Annotated in this window: 16 protein-coding genes; 4 read left to right on the forward strand and 12 right to left on the reverse strand. The window is 44.4% G+C overall.

Annotated features, from left to right (window positions below; all coding sequences use genetic code 11):
• Nucleotides 1-2: 2 nt before the first annotated feature.
• The 11 genes from IGJ12_RS12875 to IGJ12_RS12925 all read right to left on the reverse strand — a co-directional run bounded on the left by IGJ12_RS12875 (nt 3) and on the right by IGJ12_RS12925 (nt 8846).
• Complete coding sequence (locus IGJ12_RS12875; protein ID WP_430619097.1) at nt 3-1454, reverse strand: amidase; 1452 nt, start codon at nt 1452-1454, stop codon at nt 3-5.
• Between the two features lie 259 nt (nt 1455-1713).
• Complete coding sequence (locus IGJ12_RS12880; RefSeq protein ID WP_429968031.1) at nt 1714-2556, reverse strand: DUF368 domain-containing protein; 843 nt, start codon at nt 2554-2556, stop codon at nt 1714-1716.
• A 121-nt stretch (nt 2557-2677) separates the two neighbouring features.
• A complete protein-coding gene (locus tag IGJ12_RS12885; RefSeq protein ID WP_086297857.1) occupies nt 2678-3187 on the reverse strand; it encodes a GNAT family N-acetyltransferase in 510 nt (169 codons plus the stop codon).
• Nucleotides 3188-3300: 113 nt separating this feature from the next.
• Nucleotides 3301-3927 (reverse strand): glycosyltransferase family 32 protein, encoded by a 627-nt coding sequence (locus IGJ12_RS12890; RefSeq protein WP_005234264.1) that lies wholly within the window; start codon nt 3925-3927, stop codon nt 3301-3303.
• A 176-nt stretch (nt 3928-4103) separates the two neighbouring features.
• Complete coding sequence (locus IGJ12_RS12895; RefSeq protein ID WP_422700711.1) at nt 4104-5207, reverse strand: alpha-hydroxy-acid oxidizing protein; 1104 nt, start codon at nt 5205-5207, stop codon at nt 4104-4106.
• Nucleotides 5208-5358: 151 nt separating this feature from the next.
• Nucleotides 5359-5775, reverse strand: coding sequence for an NUDIX hydrolase (locus tag IGJ12_RS12900; protein WP_313150981.1), 417 nt, complete (start codon nt 5773-5775; stop codon nt 5359-5361).
• Between the two features lie 106 nt (nt 5776-5881).
• Nucleotides 5882-6199, reverse strand: coding sequence for a DUF1292 domain-containing protein (locus tag IGJ12_RS12905; protein ID WP_005228559.1), 318 nt, complete (start codon nt 6197-6199; stop codon nt 5882-5884).
• Between the two features lie 22 nt (nt 6200-6221).
• The gene (gene ruvX, locus IGJ12_RS12910) at nt 6222-6653 is read right to left on the reverse strand and encodes a Holliday junction resolvase RuvX (protein ID WP_005234242.1); all 432 of its coding nucleotides are present in this window, start codon (nt 6651-6653) and stop codon (nt 6222-6224) included.
• Nucleotides 6653-6919, reverse strand: coding sequence for an IreB family regulatory phosphoprotein (locus IGJ12_RS12915; RefSeq protein ID WP_005228556.1), 267 nt, complete (start codon nt 6917-6919; stop codon nt 6653-6655). Before IGJ12_RS12915 ends, ruvX begins: the two co-directional genes overlap by 1 nt.
• Before the next feature lie 145 nt (nt 6920-7064).
• Nucleotides 7065-7895, reverse strand: a complete 831-nt coding sequence (locus IGJ12_RS12920; RefSeq protein ID WP_005234239.1) for a TIGR03943 family putative permease subunit — start codon at nt 7893-7895, stop codon at nt 7065-7067.
• A gap of 3 nt (nt 7896-7898) precedes the next feature.
• The gene (locus tag IGJ12_RS12925; protein ID WP_008380792.1) at nt 7899-8846 is read right to left on the reverse strand and encodes a permease; all 948 of its coding nucleotides are present in this window, start codon (nt 8844-8846) and stop codon (nt 7899-7901) included.
• Nucleotides 8847-9066: 220 nt separating this feature from the next.
• On the opposite strand from IGJ12_RS12925, the gene IGJ12_RS12930 reads away from it, so the two are divergent.
• Nucleotides 9067-9429, forward strand: coding sequence for a thioredoxin family protein (locus tag IGJ12_RS12930; protein ID WP_429946740.1), 363 nt, complete (start codon nt 9067-9069; stop codon nt 9427-9429).
• Nucleotides 9430-9521: 92 nt separating this feature from the next.
• Here the strand turns inward: IGJ12_RS12930 and IGJ12_RS12935 are convergent, their stop codons facing one another.
• Nucleotides 9522-10196, reverse strand: coding sequence for a redox-sensing transcriptional repressor Rex (locus tag IGJ12_RS12935; protein ID WP_005228549.1), 675 nt, complete (start codon nt 10194-10196; stop codon nt 9522-9524).
• 217 nt (nt 10197-10413) lie between these two features.
• Between IGJ12_RS12935 and IGJ12_RS12940 the strand changes: the two genes are divergently transcribed.
• From IGJ12_RS12940 to ald, 3 genes are all read left to right on the forward strand, one after another.
• Nucleotides 10414-12345 carry an ABC-F family ATP-binding cassette domain-containing protein gene (locus tag IGJ12_RS12940; protein WP_430619098.1) on the forward strand — a complete coding sequence of 644 codons (1932 nt, stop codon included), beginning with the start codon at nt 10414-10416 and terminating at the stop codon, nt 12343-12345.
• A gap of 100 nt (nt 12346-12445) precedes the next feature.
• Nucleotides 12446-13168 (forward strand): C39 family peptidase, encoded by a 723-nt coding sequence (locus IGJ12_RS12945; protein WP_086297862.1) that lies wholly within the window; start codon nt 12446-12448, stop codon nt 13166-13168.
• Between the two features lie 147 nt (nt 13169-13315).
• Entirely contained in the window at nt 13316-14422 is a 1107-nt protein-coding gene (ald, locus tag IGJ12_RS12950) for an alanine dehydrogenase (RefSeq protein WP_008380781.1), read from the forward strand.
• Nucleotides 14423-14567 lie beyond the last annotated feature (145 nt).

Here is a 14567-nt window from a genome sequence, read left to right on the forward strand (position 1 = left end):
TCCTAGTCTCCTTGTTTTGGCAACAGAAATCGTTGCTGTGTTTCAAATAAATAGCCGACTTGGAAAAGCAGATCTTCTCTGCCTTTAGACGCCATAAATTGGATCCCTAGCGGCAACCCTTCCTCGCTAAGAGCAGTTGGCAAGCTGATGGCTGGCTGCCCCGTTAAATTGGCTAATTGAGTGTAAGGTGTCAGAGCATAGCTCTTGGCAAACATTTCTTCGATCAACTCACCCGCAGCACTTTTTCCAAGCGTCTCGATCTCATGCAGTCTTTGGCGTATGCTATCGCTTTGTAAGTCTTCCTCGATCAAAGGGGCTGGAAAAGCCGTCGTCGGTGTTAAAAAGAGATCATAGGTCGAAAAGACTTCTTCCATTTTTTCTGCCAGCTGATCCCACCACTGCAAGGCAAGAACGTAATCGGCGGCCGGCAGTTTTTTGCCATATTGGTAAAGTGCCCAGGTCATCAATTCCATTTCTTCCCGTCTGACCGGTTCTTGACGAGCAGCATTGATCTCAGCAAACATCGCAGCTGTTTCGCCACCATTCATGGCGTAATAAGTGGTCATCATTTGCTGACCATCCACTGGATAGCCCACTTCAATGACTTCGTGCCCCTGCTTTTCTAAAAATGCGGCTGCACTTCGGACTGCTTGGATGGCAGTTTCAGACACTTGTCCACCGGTCGGCGATGCGGTAGTAAAAGCAACCTTCAACCGCGGTTTTTGACTCGCTTGCTGATGATGCCATTCTACTTGCGGTGCCTGATAAGGGGCTGCCGGCTGTGACGTCCGCAACGCATAAAACAACTGTTCCGTATCACGCATAGAAAGCGTCAACGCAAAGTTGATGGAAGCGCCTTGCCAGCTGCGCCATTCACTAGGACCCACTGGCATCGTGCCACGGGTTGGCTTCAAACCGATCAATCCGCTAAAGGAAGCTGGAATGCGGATCGATCCGCCGCCATCACTGGCACCTGCAATCGGAAACATCCCCGAAGCCACTGCCGCTGCCGCACCACCACTGGAACCACCAGCTGAATAGGCAGGATTCCACGGATTACGTGTAGGTCCATACAATGTTGGATCAGTGATATTTTTGAATCCAAATTCTGGTGCATTGGTTTGCCCTAACGGCACAAAGCCCGCCTCTTCTAAACGAGAGACAAAATGTGCCGTGCGGCTGGCTCGTGCTTTTGCAAACAGTTTGGCTCCTGACGTTGCTGGCCACCCTGCTTTGGTTTGGCCGAGTATTTTTAACGGCATGGGTTGTCCACCAAAAACCGTTTTTTGAAGATGCTGCTCGTAATGCTGGATCGCTGCTTGCGGATCAAATGTTACAAGCGCATTCAAAAGCGAATTTTGTTGATTGACTCTTTCTTCGATCATCGCCACCCGCTCAGCAAAGCTGATTTGTCCTTGCCGCAATTGTTCCGCCCAATAGGTCGCATCTTGCATGCTTGTCCCTCCTTTTTCTCAATAACCTCAAACAATTATCTAAACTGTAACACATGGGAAATTCTTCTTTATATAGACTACAATATACCAAACACTAGGAAATCTTTCAACAAAAATAGAACAGTTTTTAAACCTGTATCACATCGTTATCAAACGTTCCAATCTTTTTACTACTGGCTGTACACCAACGCTTTCTCTTAGCTGCCCGAATCATAACCTAACAAAAACGGCACATCGCCAAACGATGTGCCGTTTTGATTTACTTGTATTTTTCTTCCAGCTTGCTCATCCAAAGACCTAACCAAGCCCCCAAGACAAACAAGATAATTCCGATGACGGCCGTTACCCAAGTAAAGCCGCTATAGTTTGCCACCGGAGGAATCACGATCAAACCCGTTGAGGCAATAACGATCCCTAAAATGAAGTGATAGACTTTTGAATGATAATGCGTCAATAGCCACTCCATCAGTTTCGAAAACAACAGCATCACTGCCAAGCCGCCAATGGCGATCGGTAGAAAAACACCCATGATGTCAAAGCTCTTAAAGCCTTTCAACATCGGATCATAAAGTCCCAGAACGAGCAAAAGGTTTGAAGGACTCAAGCCGGGAACCAAAACACCTAACGCGATCAGACCGCCGGCGATCACAAAACCTATGAAATTAGCAGGGATGGTTCCTAAGATATCGCCCATAAAATAGAGGAACAAGAAGCCGATGACCATACTGCCGAAGAACCAAATCAAATCACCGGTTGTTCGTTTGCTTTTTAAAGTCGATTCTTTGGCAAGTGCCGGTAATGTCCCAATAATTGCCCCCGCAAAGCCCCACAAAACGATGATTTGATAATTTTGCAGCAACCACTCTAATGGCTTCGATAAAAGCCCGATCCCTACGATTCCCCCGATCCCTACTGGTAGGAAAAAGAGGAAATTCTCTTTAAAATTCTTCGTCAGATGTGCCATAAAGCGCAGCATCCGCTCATAAATACCTAAGATGGCTGCCAATACGCCACCTGAAACACCAGGCAAGATAAAGCCCAAGGCAATCACCACGCCTTTAAAAAAACGTGACAAAATACTTTCGTTTCTCTGTTTTTCCATTTACAATTGCTCTCCTTAGCGATGGTTTTCACCAATCGTTCTTTTTTCATCAATCCCTTTAACTATACTTGATTGCCAAAAAAATGGAAAGTAATTTCTAATTCCTCATACAAGGCGGCACTCAAAGCTCTTTCAGCATCAAGAAATCCGTCTGCTCATCATCCCCCATAAAAAAGGAATGACTGCCAACTCTTTCAAAGCCCATCGTATGATAAAAAGCCAAAGCATTGTCGTTAAATTCCCAAACGCCTAACCAGATCGACTTTTTCTGCAGCTCTTTGGCGGTCTCTTGGGCAAACAGCAGCAGTGTTTTGCCATAGCCCATCCGCTTATGTTCTTTTTTGATATAGATCCGTTCAATTTCCAACCCCTCTGGGGCGATCGCTTCCGTTTGCGCCTCCCCCCAGTTAAGTTTGATATACCCTACGGTTTGATCATTTTCTTGCAAAAAATAAAACGCCGATTGCGGATTTTCTAACTCTCGGGTCAGTTTCGGCAGATTGTAGGCTTCTTCTAGATAGATGCGGGTATTTTCCTCCGTATTGAAAGGAGCAAATGTATCGTAATAGGTGGATACGCTGATTTCTCCCAATTCTTCTAAATCTGCCAAAGTACATCGTTTGATAGCCATCAAAACGCCTCCTCATTTTTTCAAGCTATTCTATCACATCTCCATCATCCCTTGCAAAAGCAAAAAGGACGGACAGCTTTCCCCACTGTCCGTCCTTTCATAGACTTACTCTTTTATAACCAAGAGCCAGAAAACTGATGGATTACCATCGTACTCGGATCTTCCTCGACCTCACCAGTGATATAGCTTTTTGGTGAAAACGTCATTTGCGGGAAGATTTCTACACCCTTAACGGTTTGTTGTTGATTATTCAATTCTAATCCGTGGTTTTGCAACAGTTCCGTCACTCGGATCACATTGGTGACGACATCTTCCGTTTTTTCTGCCCGGACAAATTTTCGGTCATCGTAATCGTGGTACCATTCTTCCATAAAGGGATGATGCGGCACCGCTCCAATGATCCCAGTAGAAATCTTGGTTTCGATCTCAAAGCCCATAAATGCCTCCAGTGTCAAGAGCTCATCTAAAGGTTTGACCACCTCGATATCGGTATCCATATAAATACCGCCTTCTGTCACTAATGCATACAGACGAACCACATCTGACACAAAGGCCCATTCTTCTTGGTCATAGGCCTCTTTTAGATAAGGACCGAATTTTGAAAGGTCGATCGTTGATTCATCCCAACGTTTGATCTCATAATCCGGACAATATTTCTTCCAGGTATCCATGTATTTCTTTTCTTGTTCACCTAATGGATTGCCGCCAAACCAGCAATAATGAATAATTTTTGGAATCATCAATCTCTCTCCTTTAGTTTATTGGTCTCTTTTAAGTGTAGCTGATTTTGCAATTGTTTCAAAATCATATACACTTTTTCAGCGAAAGCAGTTGTTCCTGCTCCTCGGCATGATCAGAAAAAGCCATAAAAAAAAGCACCAGAATCAGCGATCCTAGCGCCTTTTTGAGGGATTGCCTATAAATAGCGATTGTCCCGTAAAACGGCTTTTTTGATGTCTGCCACCGTTTGCGTCCCCGCAAGCTGCATGACCATCTCCAATTCTTTTTTGAAGAAATCAAAGACTTGTTGAACACCAGTGGCACCACCTAGAGCCAACCCATAGATCACTGGGCGGCCGATCGCCACTAGATCAGCTCCGCAAGCGATCGCTTTAAAGACATGCTGTCCTCGCCGTACCCCGCTATCGAAGACGATCGGCGCCCGACCTGCCACTGCTTCAGCCACGATCTGCAAGGAATCAAAGGAAGCTGGACCACCATCCAATTGGCGTCCCCCGTGATTTGAGACCCAAATCCCTTGTGCACCTGCCCCTAATGCTCGTTCCACATCTTCTTCTGATTGCACCCCTTTGACATAAACCGGCAAATCAGATTCTTTGGCGATAAAAGCGACATCCTGAGGACTTAATTTTTGTTTTGAGGAGCCGTAAACGGCATCCATCGTTTGTCCGATCCCTGATTGATAAGCCTGAACGATCGGCATTGCCAACGGAAAGGTGAAGCCATTGCGGCGATCCGTTTCTCGATTGCCCCCCACGGTTGCATCTGCGGTCAAAACGATCGCTTTGGCGCCATTGCGTTTTGCCATCGCCAAGATGTCTTTATTGATGCCATCGTCTTTGCTCATATAGAATTGGAACCACTGCGGCGCTTCTTGGCCACCAGCTGCTCGGATTTCTTCCAACGTACAAGAGGCATACGAACTCGCCGTATAGATCGTGCCAAAACGTGAAACACCTTTGACTGACGCTTGTTCTGCCGCAACATTTGCTAAGCCGTGGGCGGCAACAGGCGCCATAATGATTGGCGCTGACAACGTATCGCCGCCAAAGGACAACGTTGTGTCCGGTAATTCAATGTCCTTTAAGACATGAGGAATGATCAATTTGTGATTGAAGGCGCGTTCATTTTCTTGATAGGTAAAAATATCCCCCGCACCACTGCTGATATAGCCATACCCACCTTTAGGAATCACTTCCTCTGCCGCGATCTCCAAATCGCGCATATTGATAAAATCGATTGCTCCTTCTGCGGTACTTGCTTGATAAATTTTTTCCATGCCTTTCCCTACTCTCCAATAAGATAACGTTTACATTTTCATCCTACCCCTGATTGCAGGATCACGCAACTCATTCGCTCATTCCTACTCAACACGCTGCTTTTACTTTTCAACTCAAGACAGCCCTCCATTTGAGCTGGCTGAATTATTTTTATGTTCGTGAGAAATATTCTGCCAACAACAACGGCTGAATCGTTGGATATGTCCAGTTGGCAGGCGGCTCTGCCATTACATAGATTGCTTCGATCTCTGAGGTCAATTCATCCTGCAAGTCCGTGATCTGGGCTTCAAACACCAAGCCGTAATCGGTCTCCCCGTTTTTTTCTACACCATAGATAAATAACGGTTCTAGGGTAAAGTGCTTGGCGCCTGTTTCTTCTTTTAATTCACGGGCAGCACACTCTGTGATGCTTTCTCCTAGTTCTCGCTTGCCTCCAGGGATCTCCAAGGTGTCTCGTTCTTTGTGTTTGACATAGACGAACTTTTCTTGGTACTTGCTGATGATCACCGCAAAAACTAGCTGCTCTTCTGCGATCTTTTCAAGCTCAAAAATCGTTACGTGATTCATTTTACTCATTCCTTTCAAAAAAGCAGGCTTGCTTCTATAATAAACAGTCGTTAAAAATCAAAAAAAGTGCTGATCCCTTATGGAAAGGATCAGCACTTGCAGCTTGTTATTCTTCTTCTTCCGCCATGAATGTGTTGAAGACTTCTTCAATCATATCCCATTCTGCTTCTGTTTCGATCTGTTCTAATTCACCTTCAGAACCGTCTTCGTTTTCAATATAAGCGTACGCTTGTAATTCAACGTCTTCTTCTTCCGGTACGCCTGCTGGATAAAGCAAGACGTAGTTGCGGCCGAATTCTTCCGTACCGTCAACCGTTAATAGAATTTCGTATAAGGTTTCATTTCCTTGGTCATCGATCAAAGTAATGTGTTCATGTCCTTCATGATCGTGATCGTGGTTATGATCGTGTGTATGTTCTGACATTTATTTTCCTCTTTTCTGTAAATTAAAACAGCTGTTTCCCAGCACCATCTAAATAATTCTGCAAAATCATGACTGCTGCTAATTTATCAATCACTTTTTTTCGTTTGGCACGCGATGTATTCGCCTGTTCTACCAGCATTCGTTCTGCTTGAACGGTCGTCAGACGTTCGTCTTGGTAAACGACAGGCAAACCGAATTGCTGTTCGATCGCTGCGCCGTAAGCCATAGAAGCTTCCGCTCTAGGTCCGATCGTATTATTCATATTTTTAGGTAGTCCTACCACAAAACGTGAGACTTCATATTCTTTCACCAATTCAGCAAGTCGATCATAACCGAAATTGCCTTCATCTTCATTGATGCGAATGATCTCGATCCCTTGTGCTGTCCAGCCCATTGGGTCACTGACCGCCACGCCGACTGTCCGCGAACCAACATCCAATCCCATGATTCTCATTATAGGTTGATCCCGTGATTGCCTAAATAATAACGGATCAGAACTTCCATGATCTCATCCCGTTCGTGACGACGAATCAAATTCCGGGCATCCCGATAACGAGGAATGTAAGCCGGGTCGCCAGAAAGGAGATAACCGACGATTTGATTGATCGGATTGTATCCTTTTTCCTCTAATGCTCGGTAGACGATAGCTAATGTTTCGCTGACTTCTTTTTTACGGCTATCATCAAAATCAAAGCGAACTGTTTCATCTGTAAAACCCATTTCACGACACCTCTCTTTTGTATAGATTTTAGCATATGTTCCTACTATATTGTACTAAACGTTTGATAAAACTACAAACATATGCTTAGATTTTCTCCATTATAACAAAGGTTTATGATGTTTTTATGAACTTTCTTAAAAAAAGCTAGAACGCGCGATAGACATACTGGTTTTCTGGTGCTTCAATCGTCTTCTCTTGGTCTGCCACCACCATCGGCAAGTCTCGTTTGAAGGGTTGATAGTACTTCGATTGAATCGTCCCTTCCACGTGAAGCCACTGGTTATTTTCTGCAGTCGCTTGCTGCGGTAATTCCACTCGCAAGCCGAAAACGCCTGAATCAGCCACACAATGGATAATCCCAAAACGAAACAAAAAGATTTCGTTGGCATCATCTTGATCTGCATGGTACACAAATCCATCATAGGTGATTTTCTTACCAATGAATTCACTCGGATACGTATAGATCAACTCCATGACTTCCAAGTAATTTTCTTCCGTTACCGCAATCGTCTCATCTTTGGCGTAACGTGCCAATGCGGCATCCATCTGAGTGTCATAATCTTCTTTGTTAAAATAAAGACTTGTATCGGGTTTCAGATATTGGGTCGTCATTTCTGGATCCCCCACAGATTCTTCACTTAGGGGGAAATTAAACCCTTTTGCTTCAACGATCGTCGTATCCAAGCTAACGGTGGGAAAAAAGAGACCCACGATGATCGGTAAGGCTAATAGAAAATACGCAATCACTCGTTGGTATTTTTTCTCTAATCCATGCTGGTGCTCGTCGTCATGATGATGATCGGGCTCTTGTTTGACCCAAAAGTACAGCTGGACCAAAGCCAACAATAAAGAAATGATCATAGATAAAATAGCGAGATAGCGATAATGAATGTTGATAAATTGATTGAGTTTGCCCGTCACTTGCAAATACATCATTAATTCAAAATAGCCTGATAAGATCAAAAAACGAATCATCCTTTACACCACCCATGCATAAATTGAAACGACGATTGCGACTAAACCAACCAGAGAAGCGATAAAACGCCCCGAAAAGTACCGCTTCATCATCAACAGGTTTTTAATATCTACCATTGGACCAAAAACCAGGAAACCGACGACTGGTCCAGTGCCGAATAAACTCAACAACGAAGAGCCGATAAAGGCATCTGCTTCGGAACATAGGGATAATGTCAGTGCCAACAGCAGCATGACGAAAACCGCTAACAGCTTCGTGGAGCCTAATGTCAGCATCAAGCCAGTTGGCAGATAGGTCTGCATCGCTGAGGCGATCAACGCACCAATGATCAAATAACGCCCAGTATCGAAAAACTCATCCAAACTATGCTGCAGCAAATGACGAATCTGCCGAAGAAGCGGATGACTGGTCTTTTCTGTTTGATGGTGGGCGTGATCATGCCCATGATGGTGTGGGTGAGCTACTTGCTCATTCCCGCCACTTAATTGATTGGCAAGCCGTGTTTTTAAGACCTCTTGTTTGTTAAAATACGCCAGCCAGATCCCCACGACCATTGCGACCAATAAGCTGCCCAGTACACGCAAAAAGGCGAACTTCGCGGAATTTCCAAAGGCAATGAATGTCGAAAAAATCACGATAGGATTGATGATCGGTGCAGTCAGCATAAAGGCAAACGCCGTATACACTGGCACTTCTTTTTTTACAAACTGATTAACGATCGGTACGATCCCACACTCGCAGGAAGGAAAAAATACCCCCAGGCCACAACCAACAGTGATCGATGCCAATTTGTTTTTTGGTAAGAGTCTCGTGACTCTTTCTGGCGTCAAGAAGACTTGTAAAGCACCTGATATCAAGCAGCCCAATAGGACAAAGGGCAAGGCTTCAATGACGATAGATAAAAAAATAACACTCATTTGCAGGACAGAATTCGGTAATGCCTGAAACATAACTTTAACCTTCTTTATCAATAAATTCGAAACGCTGGAATTACTATACGTTTTTTCCTTTTTTTATACAACGTTTTTTTTAAAGCAGTTTGTTTTTTTAATCGTTGCTTTAGATTTTCCTTATCTTTAAATCCTTCTTGTTCACCTAAATGATCAGCAACTAGCAGATATTTTGACTTTTCCTCAAGAACAGCGTACATTTTCCATGGAGGAATGACTTATGCAAAAAAATCAACCGATCCAAGAGAGGCTCGCCCAACATCCGTTGGCACTACTCTATCTCTCTCAACCAAATTGCAGTATTTGTGTTGCGGACAAACCACGCATCCAAACACTGGCACAAACCCAACAACTCCCACTATTTACCATCAACACGCTGACAGAGCCAGAAGCAGCCAGTTTATTTTCGGTCTTGACGGTTCCCGTCATCCTCTTGTTCGCGAATGGGAAAGAAGTGCATCGTGAAGCCCGCATCATCGATTTCACACGTTTGACTCAACAAATCTTGCGGTATCAAGAAGCGCTCACAAGCGTTGAAGAGCAAGATTCCTACGAATCACTTTTTGACCAGTTAGACGAGTAAGATCAATGGCGAAAAGCAAAAAACAGCTGTCAGATCGTTGTATATACTACGATCTGGCAGCTGTTTTGTTGGTTCCTATTTATGTGATGCGATTATTCGCTTAGTGATGGTTCTTCTACTGGTTCTTCATGTGACAAGACGTTGCCTGAATGCAAGAAATAAATCAATGTTTGCAATTCATTGGTTAAGTCAACGTTTTGAATCAGCACGCCTTTTGGTGCAGTGATCCGTGCAGGTGTAAAGTTCAAGATTCCTTTAATGCCAGCTTTCACAAGCTCATTCACTAAATCTTGTGAATGTTGTGCGGGAACCGTCAAAATAGCCACATCGATCTGCTGGATCTTCACTTGTTCCTTCATGTCATCCATTGGATAGACCGGCACACCATCTACGATTCGACCAACTAGATCTTCGTTGACATCAAATGCAGCACTGATCCGAATGCTGTTGCTTTGGTGAAATTTGTATTTCAACAAGGCGCTCCCCAAGTTTCCGACACCGACTAAAGCTACATTCGTCATGTGGTCTTCGTTCAATGTCTTCGCAAAGAACTGCATCAAGCTTTCAACGTCATAGCCATAGCCGCGTTTTCCTAATTCACCAAAGTAGGAAAAGTCGCGGCGGATCGTCGCACTATCAACTTGAACAGCTTCACTTAGTTCGGTCGAAGAAACTTTTAATTTGCCAGCTTGGTGCAAAATACGCAAGTAACGATAATATAAAGGCAATCGCTTCGCTGTTGCCTTTGGAATTTGATGATCTTTCAAAGAATACTCCCCCATTGTGAAAAATTCACTTGTGATGAAGCTATCATAACAAATACATTGTTCAAAAATCAATTTGAATGCTCATAATTTGAAATATAAATTTTATAATGGTAAAATCAAACTTTTTCCCAATCGCCGTTTCCCCTAAAATATGATAGACTTGTAGTATTGTAACCTTGATACAGACAAGTTTCTTAAAGATAGGAATGACATACACATGATTTTATTACAAGCCAACCAAATCGCCCGTCTTTTCGGAGCCGAGGTTTTATTTGAAAATATCCAATTAGAGATTGCCAGCAATTCCCGAATCGCGCTTGTTGGGCGCAACGGTGCTGGTAAATCAACGCTGCTGAAAATTATTGCTGGACTCGAAAGTCCTGATAAAGGAACGATCGCTAAAAACAAGACCGCTACGATGGGCTACTTAGCTCAAGATACCGGACTTGCTAGTCAGGCCACCGTTTGGGAAGAAATGCTAGGAGCTTTTGCAACGGTTCGACAGATGGAGCAGCGCATGCGTACCTTAGAGATCGCCATCTCCGAAGCAGATCCTGCTGCTGACTCTGGCAATCTTCTGAAAGAATACGATCAATTGCAACATGAATTTGCAGAAAAAAACGGCTATGGCTATGAAAATGAAATTCGCTCCGTCTTGCACGGTTTTCAGTTTGATCCTTCTTTTTACACACAGCCGATCGATACCCTTTCCGGTGGTCAAAAAACCCGCTTGGCATTAGCAAAAATGCTGCTGCAAAAACCTGATATCTTGATCCTCGATGAGCCGACCAACCATTTAGACATCGAAACGTTATCTTGGTTGGAAAACTATCTACAAGGATATGCCGGTGCGTTGCTGATCGTTTCCCATGACCGTTACTTCTTAGACAAAGTTGTCAACGAAGTCTACGAACTGAGTCGGCAAAAAATGCGCCACTACAAAGGCAATTACAGCCGCTATTTGACCTTGAAAGCTGAACAGCTGCAAAGCGAATGGAAAGCCTTTGAAAAGCAGCAAGAAGAAATCAATAAACTGGAAGACATTGTTGCCCGCAACCTTGTCCGTGCCTCTACCACCAAACGCGCGCAAAGTCGCCGTAAGCAATTAGAGAAAATGGACCGGTTGGATCGCCCGCAAGGAGATGAAAAATCCGCCCACTTCCTTTTTTCCATTGAAAAACCTTCAGGAAATGTTGTGATGCAAGTAGAAAATGCCGCTATCGGTTATTCTGAAGAAGAAGTTTTATCGGCGCCCATCGACTTAGATGTTCGTCGCAAAGATGCGATCGCTTTAGTGGGGCCGAATGGGATCGGCAAGTCAACCTTACTGAAATCGCTGATTCATAAAATCCCCTTTATTCAAGGAAAGGTGCATTTTGGCGCCAATGTTTCAATCGGGTACTATGACCAAACTCAATCCGATCTGCACTCAACAAAAACGATCCTCCATGAGCTTTGGGATGACCACAGTACCACACCTGAAGTCGAGATTCGCAATATATTAGGCAGCTTCTTATTTTCGGGAGAAGATGTTGAAAAGCCGATCACGCTGTTAAGCGGTGGCGAAAAAGCCCGTGTCGCTTTGGCAAAATTAGCCATGGACCATGACAATTTCTTGATTTTGGATGAGCCAACCAACCATTTAGACATCGACAGCAAAGAAGTCTTAGAAAATGCCCTGATCGATTATGAAGGCACGTTGTTCTTCGTATCTCATGACCGCTACTTTATCAATCGAATCGCCACCAAGGTCGTGGAACTGTCTGAAAACGGCAGCAAGCTCTATCTAGGCGATTACGATTATTATTTAGAAAAGAAACAAGAAGAAGCTGAGATCGCAGCAATGTTGGAAGCAAAAACAACCGAAACCACCATTTCAGCAGGCAAACAAAACTTTGTCCAAAGCAAAGAACAGCAAAAAGCCGTTAGAACCTTACAGCGAAAAGTCGCCCAAATCGAAGAAGAGCTTGCCAAGATAGAAGAAACGATCCAGCAACTGGAACAAGACATGACCGCACCAGAAGCGTTGAATGATCATGTAAAATTGACCGCGTTGAATCAAGCGTTAGAACAAGCCCGCACTGAACAAGAAGCCCTATTAGAAGCATGGGAAAATACTAGCTTAGAACTAGAGGCATTTGAAAGTTGATCGTGGAATCGGTCTGTAGGCCGATGACAAGCTCCCCCTCCTTTGTTTTACTTAAAAGAACAGGATGAATACGTACGATTCGTAAAACAAGGAGGGAAAAATGCAAAAACAGACAGATGTTTATCGAAAGCGTCGGCCAATGATTGTTTTAGCAGGATTGGTGTTGATTTGGATAGGGTTCAATCGAATCTCTCATCACGTGTTGTACGGAGAGTTGTCCGAACACGTGCACACCGTCGTTGCCTATGATGAGAGTTATGACGACGAATATATTTACTCTCAAGCTATTTTTAGTGAAGATATCAATGCTTACTTAGGGGAAATGGACATCACAACACCGATTTTCCTGCAGACGAACGAAGAATGGGCCGATAGATCCTATGGCAATGACGGCAGCCAAACCTTAGCAGAAAACGGCTGTGCGATCGCTTCTCTTGCGATGGTTCAATCCTATCTTGAAGGCTATCACATTACGCCACCGGAAGTCCTTGATTGGGCAGGAGATCATTATTACGTTGACGGCCAAGGAACGGACTGGCGGATTTTTTCTGACTTTGCCGATGCAAACGGCTACAACTATTATGATCTTAGTACTGACCTAGCTAGCGTTGAAGCCTACTTGCAACAAAATCATCCCGTCATCGTTTCTATGACCCCAGGGGAATTTACAGATGGCGGCCATATCATGGTCTTAGGTGGAATGATGGGCGATCAAGTGTTTGTCTTAGATCCAAATGATGATCCGGAAAAATCCCACTACGCTACTTACTACACACTAGATGAAATCGCTGATCAAAGCTTGCGCTTTTGGACCTTCAGCTGATTGTTCGAAAAAAGTCCCATTGGGGGCTTTTTTCTTTGTCGTCCCGAAAGCAGCAACTGGATCTTACTTTTTTAATAAAAAAACCCTTTTTTCTCCCTTTGGGAATCCGCTTTCTATTATAATGGAAGAAAGAAAGGTGTGAAATCTATGAAAATCGGTATCCCCAAAGAAATTAAGAACAATGAAAATCGTGTGGCATTGCCGCCCTCCGGAGTCTATGAGTTAGTCCAAGACGGACACGAAGTCTTCGTTGAACAAGGCGCTGGTGCAGGATCAACCTTTTCTGATCAAGCGTATCAGGAAGTCGGCGCTACGATTGCTACCGTTGAAGAGGTTTGGGCCTCTGAATTGGTTATGAAAGTCAAAGAACCTTTACCAGAAGAATACCCCTTTTTGCATGAGGGACTGGTTTTATTCACCTATTTCCATGTAGCCGCCAATCAACAGCTTGCTCAAGCGTTGATCGACAGCAAAGTGATCGCTGTTGCTTATGAGAACGTCCAGCTGGCGAACGGCACCCTGCCTTTACTGTCTCCCATGAGTGAGATCGCTGGAAGAATGTCTGTTCAAATTGGCGCGCAATTTCTCGAAAAAATTTATGGCGGAAAAGGGATCCTGCTCTCGGGTGTTCCCGGCGTCCGTCAAGGTCGGGTAACGATCATTGGTGGTGGCGTTGCCGGCGAGAATGCCGCGAGAGTCGCCGTAGGTCTAGGCGCACAAGTGACAATTTTAGACGTTTCAATCCCACGCTTACAAGAGCTGGATCGACAATTTTCTGGTCAAGTCCAAACTTTGTATTCCAATCGTTTGAATATCGAGCGAACGATCCAATCCGCAGACTTGGTGGTAGGAGCAGTTTTATTGCCAGGACAAAAAGCCCCGTGCTTAGTGACCCGCGACATGGTGAAACAGATGCCTGAAAAATCCGTGATCGTCGATATTGCCATTGACCAAGGCGGAATTTTCGAGACTGAAGACAAAGTCACCACCCACGACGAGCCAACCTATATCCGGGAAGAAGTTATTCACTATGCAGTGGCGAATATGCCGGGAGCTGTGCCGCAAACGGCAACCATCGCATTGAGCATTGCCACATTACCGTATGCCCAGCAGCTAGCGAAAAACCCTTTAGCAGCGTTGCGAGAAAACGAGGCCCTTGCCAAAGGGGTCATCGCCTATGAGGGCGCATTTACTTCAAAAGAAGCCGCTCACGATCTGTCATTGCCTTTTACCGATCTATCGGAATTGATTTGAGCCACTCTCCCACAATAAAACCAGCAGCCGCACAAGTAATTCGCGGTTGCTGTTTTGCTTTCTATGAGAATTTCCTTTTTTGGGTAGCATGGGCTTTGGAAGTATGCTATATTCATACTTAAAAAAATTCGACCTAGACAGGAGG

It is taken from the genome of Enterococcus sp. DIV0802b (assembly GCF_050543535.1).
GTDB lineage: Bacteria > Bacillota > Bacilli > Lactobacillales > Enterococcaceae > Enterococcus_D > Enterococcus_D entomosocium.